6 protein-coding genes and 1 pseudogene are annotated in these 5,708 nt (G+C 49.9%); 3 read left to right on the top strand and 4 right to left on the bottom strand.

Annotated elements, in window-relative coordinates; translation table 11 throughout:
- Positions 1-356: 356 nt before the first annotated feature.
- Together accC and accB are read right to left on the bottom strand one after the other, a co-directional pair.
- The gene (gene accC / locus ABGY95_RS01075; RefSeq protein ID WP_347439826.1) at positions 357-1,721 is read right to left on the bottom strand and encodes an acetyl-CoA carboxylase biotin carboxylase subunit; all 1,365 of its coding nucleotides are present in this window, start codon (positions 1,719-1,721) and stop codon (positions 357-359) included.
- Between the two features lie 65 nt (positions 1,722-1,786).
- The gene (accB, locus tag ABGY95_RS01070; RefSeq protein WP_347439825.1) at positions 1,787-2,272 is read right to left on the bottom strand and encodes an acetyl-CoA carboxylase biotin carboxyl carrier protein; all 486 of its coding nucleotides are present in this window, start codon (positions 2,270-2,272) and stop codon (positions 1,787-1,789) included.
- 196 nt (positions 2,273-2,468) lie between these two features.
- On the opposite strand from accB, the gene ABGY95_RS01065 reads away from it, so the two are divergent.
- The 3 genes from ABGY95_RS01065 (at position 2,469) to ABGY95_RS01055 (ending at position 4,531) form a co-directional block, all read left to right on the top strand.
- Positions 2,469-3,365 carry a serine/threonine-protein kinase gene (locus tag ABGY95_RS01065; protein WP_347439824.1) on the top strand — a complete coding sequence of 299 codons (897 nt, stop codon included), beginning with the start codon at positions 2,469-2,471 and terminating at the stop codon, positions 3,363-3,365.
- 67 nt (positions 3,366-3,432) lie between these two features.
- Entirely contained in the window at positions 3,433-4,266 is an 834-nt protein-coding gene (locus ABGY95_RS01060) for a S1-like domain-containing RNA-binding protein (protein ID WP_347439823.1), read from the top strand.
- A gap of 16 nt (positions 4,267-4,282) precedes the next feature.
- Complete coding sequence (locus ABGY95_RS01055) at positions 4,283-4,531, top strand: hypothetical protein (protein ID WP_347439822.1); 249 nt, start codon at positions 4,283-4,285, stop codon at positions 4,529-4,531.
- Between the two features lie 134 nt (positions 4,532-4,665).
- On the opposite strand, the gene ABGY95_RS01050 is transcribed toward ABGY95_RS01055, so the two are convergent.
- Together ABGY95_RS01050 and ABGY95_RS01045 are read right to left on the bottom strand one after the other, a co-directional pair.
- On the bottom strand, positions 4,666-5,400 hold the full coding sequence (locus ABGY95_RS01050) for a LamB/YcsF family protein (RefSeq protein WP_347439821.1): 735 nt from the start codon (positions 5,398-5,400) through the stop codon (positions 4,666-4,668).
- 89 nt (positions 5,401-5,489) lie between these two features.
- Positions 5,490-5,708, bottom strand: a pseudogene (locus ABGY95_RS01045) (hypothetical protein); the annotation flags it as partial.

Here is a 5,708-nt window from a genome sequence, read left to right as displayed (position 1 = left end):
CTAGACAAGGTTGAGCATTTACAGCAAGCTATCATTGCCACTTTGAGGCAACAAAAGCAAAACGACACACAATATGGCGGGGGATTTCGGTTCCTCGCCTTATTATTTTTGTGAAAGAAATGACATAGATAGGGACATTTTAGACAAACGCCGCTGCAGTGATGCATGGTGACGGAATACGCGGGGCATAGAACCACAAGGAATGTCAGCTAAATGCGCTAACTTGAACTTCGCCATTGGTCGGAGACGAAAGGCTTATGTCCTAAAGTGAGAGTTGATACCTCGGTCGCAAGACACCGAAACAAAAAGCGAGACCCGTGAAGATCTCGCTTTGGTAAAATTGTTGATCGTGGAGACTAGTCTCTGTCAGCCATTTTTTCGTCAAGGAATTTGCCAACCCAAGCGATGTCGTAGTTTCCAGAAATGAAGTCTGGGTGGTTGATGATCTCGATCTGGAATGGAATCGTGGTTTTGATGCCACTGATCATGAATTCTCTGAGCGCGCGGTTCATGCGTGCGATAGCGATGTCCCGTGTGGCTCCAGTGCAAATGAGCTTAGCGATCATAGAATCGTAGTATGGTGGGACGGAGTAACCTGAGTAGACGTGTGTGTCCACGCGGACGCCTTTGCCGCCAGGAGCGTACCAGAGGTCGATCTTTCCAGGGCTTGGTGCGAAGTTGTTGTAAGGATCCTCAGCATTGATACGGCACTCGATTGACCAGCCGCGAGGAGTGGCTTCTAGAACGTGGTGGGAAAGTGCTTCACCCGCTGCAACGCGGATTTGTTCCTTAATGAGTTCACAGCCCATGACTTCTTCGGTAACCGGGTGCTCGACCTGGATACGTGTGTTCATTTCCATGAAGTAGAAGTCGGTTGCTTCAGCATTCACGAGGTACTCGATGGTTCCTGCGTTTTCGTAGCCGATGTTCTTCACAAGCGAAACTGAGGCTTTAGCCATGCGCTCCCGGAGTTCAGGCCCAATGAGTGGCGATGGACATTCCTCAATGATCTTTTGGTTGCGTCGCTGCATGGAGCAATCGCGTTCGCCGAGTTGAAGGGCATTGCCGTGGGTATCACCAAAAACTTGGAACTCCACGTGGTGAGGATTGAGAACAAGCTTCTCAAGATAACATTCACCATTGCCGAAGCAGGCAATCGCTTCTTGGCTCGCTTGGTTATAAAGGTCGATGAAATCGTCTTCGCTGAAGGATGGACGCATTCCGCGACCACCGCCACCAGCAGTGGCTTTGATCATGACAGGGAAACCAATTTCCTTGGCCAGTTCGAGGCCATGTTCAGCGGATTCGAGAATACCGTCAGAGCCTGGAGTCACAGGAACACCATTTGCTAGTGCTGTAGCGCGGGCAGTGTTCTTGTCGCCCATTTGACGGATCGTGTCAGCACGTGGTCCGATGAATTTGATGTCGCAGCTTTCGCAGATTTCTACGAAGCGCGCATTTTCTGAGAGGAATCCGTATCCTGGGTGGATGGCATCTGCTTCAGTTATCTCAGCTGCCGCGATGATGCGGTCGGGCATGAGGTAGGAATCCTTTGATGGACCAGAGCCAATACAGACGGCTTCGTCCGCTAATTGCACGTGCATGGAGTCGACGTCTGCTTCTGAATACACAGCGACAGATGGGACTCCGAGCTCGCGACAAGCTCGGATAATTCGGAGGGCGATTTCGCCACGGTTCGCGACTAGAACTTTGTTAAACATGATACAAGCAGCTGCATGGGCAGCTCAGAATTCAGATAAGAGAGTTGGATCGACGGTAGTCGAGACTACGAGATAGTGAAGAGGGCATCACCAAACTGAACTGGTGTGGCTTCGTCTACGTTGATCGCTGTGATTGTGCCAGATGTCTCGGCTTTGATTTCGTTCATCACTTTCATAGCTTCGATAATGCAGATCGTCTGGCCTTCACTGATTGTGTCGCCGACTTCTACGAAATTTGGAGAATCTGGTGCTGGCTTGCGGTAGAAAGTTCCCACCATTGGTGAGTCGATTGTTTTACCGGCTGGAGTCGCTGCTTCTGTAGGTGCTCCGGCTGCTACTGGTGCTCCGGCTGCTACTGGTGGTGCGGCAGCTGCAGCAGGTGCGGCAGCTGCATACTGAGGTGTTGGCATAGAAGCGAATGCTGCTTGCACTGTGTCTGAGTCGAGACCCTTCTTTAGTTTTAGGTTAAAGTCATCCTTCTCAAGATGGAAGTAGGAAAGATCGTGCTCGTCCATGAGCTCGACGATTTTTCTGATGTCGTTGTGGTCCACGATAATATTTGGGCTGAGTTAAAATGATAGTCACCAACACGCACGCGTTAGTGAGATGGACTACAATCTAACTGTGAGTAGGAGAGACCGTCAAGCGCGGAACAATGATAGTTTACTCCTGTTACTCACAACTTACTCACAACACCAAGTTAAATTCTTGTGTCCTTAAGGGTAACCTGTCTAAGTTTAGCCCCTCATGGGTGACCGCTACCGTATTGAACTAGAACTAGGCTCCGGAAGGGCTGGGGCAGTGTATAAAGCATTTGACGCTGAGCTGAACCGTCAGGTGGCGTTGCGTCGTTTCGATACATCGGAAGAAAATTTCCATGACGAGGAGTGGTGTAAGCGATTTTCTGATGTGGTGAGTGATCTTTCTAGGATCAACCATGCAAATATTCTTAGTGTGCTGGATTCTGGAATTGATGAGGATGGGCCATATTTAGTGACTGCTCACGTGGAAGGCCTGCGCTTGAGCCAACTGATGCAGCAAACTGGCCAAATGGAGCTTAAGGAACTGTATTGCTTAGCAAGTCAGAGTCTGGACGCACTCCAAGCAGCGGAAGAATATGGGTACTTCCATCACGCCCTCTGCCCGACATCTGTGATTGCGATCACTAAGCCGGCGGGTGGTTACCACTACACGCTTATGGATTTGGGGCACAGTAAGTTGATTCCATTGGTTTCGAGTGAAGGCGAGGTAGGGCTCTCTAAAACTCTCGATCCAGCATTGATGGCTCCTGAACTATTTGAAGGAAAACCTGAAGGCATTCGCAGCACTCTCTATATGCTCGGTCAAATGCTCTATTGGCTGGCTACTGGCGGACACCCTCTAGCAGGACTCTCTCTAGAGTTAGCCCATGCGAAGCATAAAGCGGGTGAGATTCCTTTTCTTAGGTCTTATCGGGCTGACTTCCCTGAGGCCTTTCGTCAGTGGATTTATTGGCTCATCCAGCCTGAGGCCTCAAAACGACCAGGGGCGGTGATCGATGCGATCAAGCAATTTCCTACATTCCAGCAGGCTACTACTCAGCCCGTCTTGCCTCAGCCAGTGCGCATGGACGCTAAGGCGCTAAGACCAGATTACAAGGTTTAGCCTTAAGGATCGTTTGGCTGATATTTTAAAAGTATCATTTTCGCGTAAACTCGTTTACTGATCGGGCATGATCGCACTAGGTAAATTGAACACGCTCGAGGTAGTGCGTGAAGAGGACCATGGCATCTACCTTGAAGCAGGTATAGATGGCGAAATCTTGGTTCCCGTAAGAGAGGTGGCCGAGGGGACACGTCTAGGAGACATGCTGGAGGTATTCATCTACCGTGATTCAGAGGACCGCTTGATCGCAACAACTAAGACACCAATGGCAATGGTTGGTGACTATGCTGTGCTAGAAGTCATGCAGGTGACAGCACACGGAGCGTTTCTAGACTGGGGTTTGATAAAAGATTTGATGCTGCCATTTGGTGAGCAAAAGCGCAAGGTGAGTCAGGGCATGCATGTCGTGGTCAGAGTCTATGTCGACGAGGAAACTCGCCGGATTGCAGCCACTACTCGACTTGGTCGCTACCTAGGGAAAACCGACCGTAAGTATGTAGAGAACGAAGAGGTCGATGTGATGGTGGTGGACCGCACAGATCTCGGCTACCGCGTGGTGGTAGAAAAAGAAGACTGGGGCCTACTCTATCACAACCAGATTTTCCAGCCTCTTCACGTAGGTCAGGGTTTGAAAGCTTATGTTCACAGCACTCGCTCGGATGGGAAGTTAGATTTGATTCTTGATAAACCTGGACCAGAGAAGGCAATTACGTTGAGTAAGCAAATTCTCGACCGCCTCCAGCAAAGTGATGGTTACATCGATGTGGGTGATAAGTCAGACCCAAGCCAGATTCTAGCGATGTTCAACGTGAGTAAGAAGACATACAAGCGTGCTCTCAGCCAGCTTTATAAAGAGAAGAAAATCGTCTTTGAAGGAGATGGCGTGCGCTTGGTGAAATAAATTGCCAGGGAAATCTATGATTGCTCATAAAATTCAAGCTTTGATAAGCGATGCCGCCGCCGGTGATCTAGCCTCGCTCCTTGCCTTAGTGTGTTTCGGCGGGATCTACCTATGTGTGACTCTCGCTTTGATGACTGGGCTGTGGAAGCGCGAGGGCACAGCTGGGAGAAAAGCCTTTTGGTCGCTGACTCTTTTTATCCCAGTGCTCGGTTGGTTGTTCTATCTGGCCTTTTATAAAGTACCAGAGAGTAAGGCACCTTGCTGAGGGTAGTGATCGCAACAGGCGGTCTGCCTGTTATACTAGCAACGCCAGGCTACAAGTGAGTAAGGTGGAAGCTCCCCCCCCCCGACTAGATCGCAATTATTAGTCATTCATTGCTAATGCTTAATTAGATCTAGCTACTCCTCGACCTTATCAAGATAAACCTTAGCGGCTTTGAGTATTTCAAGGCTGCTAGGTGAGTCGGAGTGTACGCATGCAGTGAGGCATTCGTAGTGGGCGGGTAGCTCTATCATTGTGCCGTCGTATGCCATGATACAATGCTTCTCGGTGAGTAGTTCTAATCGCTCCAGAACTTCACTGGCCGAGTGAATCATGGCATTTCGGTGCGTGCGAGGTAGTAGGCTACCATCGGACGCGTAGTGGCGGTCAAGGAAGATTTCTGGGAGGATAGGGAGATTGCGCTTTTCAGCTTCGATGGCGACTTTCCCTCCTGCCAGGCAAACGATAGAGATCAGGCAATGACTCCGCACGAAATCTAAGTAAGCTTTTCGGTAGTCCTCGTCAGCTTCCACCAGGTGGTAGAGAGCTCCGTGGAGTTTGATGTGGTTGAGGTCAGCAGCACTGATGAAACGTTGAATTTGAATTTCTAACAATAGCCTGAAGGATTCTGTTGAAAAGTCGTAGGGAAGGCTGCGGCCGTGATCGTCAGAGTCTATGCCTGGGTGGGCGCCAGTGCTGACCGCGATGGGCTTCTTAGCCTCCGCTAGCTCTGCGCAATCTTTGATCGACTGAAGGTCTCCAGCATGGCCACCGCAGGCAATGTTTGCCATGTCGAGGTGGGTCATCAGTGCTGCGGTTTGTTCGCGAGTCTCCCACTCACCAAGGTCGCAGTTGAGGAAAATTTCTAGCATGGCGGTACTATGAGCGTGGCTGTGCTATGAAACAATTCTCAAGCGCGCAAAATACGATTTTTTTGCAAAGGCCAAAGCTATATAACTGTTTACTCGATGATACTGTCGTAGTTGAGTGTCTTGATGAATTCGTAACCGGCTCTGGTGAGCACGATGGAGTCTTCTATTCGGTAGCCGCTGATTGATGGGATGTAGAGTCCGCGTTCGATGCTGATAACTTGGCCTCCGCCCATGACTTCGACTGCTTCACACAAAGCGGAAGGACACATTATTTTGGGCATGTTGCTGCACGAGCCAACTGATATCAT

Origin of the sequence: Rubritalea sp., assembly GCF_039830215.1 — a bacterium.
In the GTDB taxonomy this organism is placed as follows: Bacteria; Verrucomicrobiota; Verrucomicrobiia; order Verrucomicrobiales; family Akkermansiaceae; genus Rubritalea.
The sequence above is the reverse complement of the archived record's forward strand: the minus strand, read 5'-3'. Positions and strand labels throughout refer to the sequence as shown.

Coding starts and splice junctions, on each gene's coding strand:
- accC (WP_347439826.1), bottom strand. CDS start 1,721: ATGTTTAACAAAGTTCTAGTCGCGAACCGTGGCGAAATCGCCCTCCGA.
- ABGY95_RS01065 (WP_347439824.1), top strand. CDS start 2,469: ATGGGTGACCGCTACCGTATTGAACTAGAACTAGGCTCCGGAAGGGCT.
- ABGY95_RS01060 (WP_347439823.1), top strand. CDS start 3,433: ATGATCGCACTAGGTAAATTGAACACGCTCGAGGTAGTGCGTGAAGAG.
- ABGY95_RS01055 (WP_347439822.1), top strand. CDS start 4,283: ATGATTGCTCATAAAATTCAAGCTTTGATAAGCGATGCCGCCGCCGGT.
- ABGY95_RS01050 (WP_347439821.1), bottom strand. CDS start 5,400: ATGCTAGAAATTTTCCTCAACTGCGACCTTGGTGAGTGGGAGACTCGC.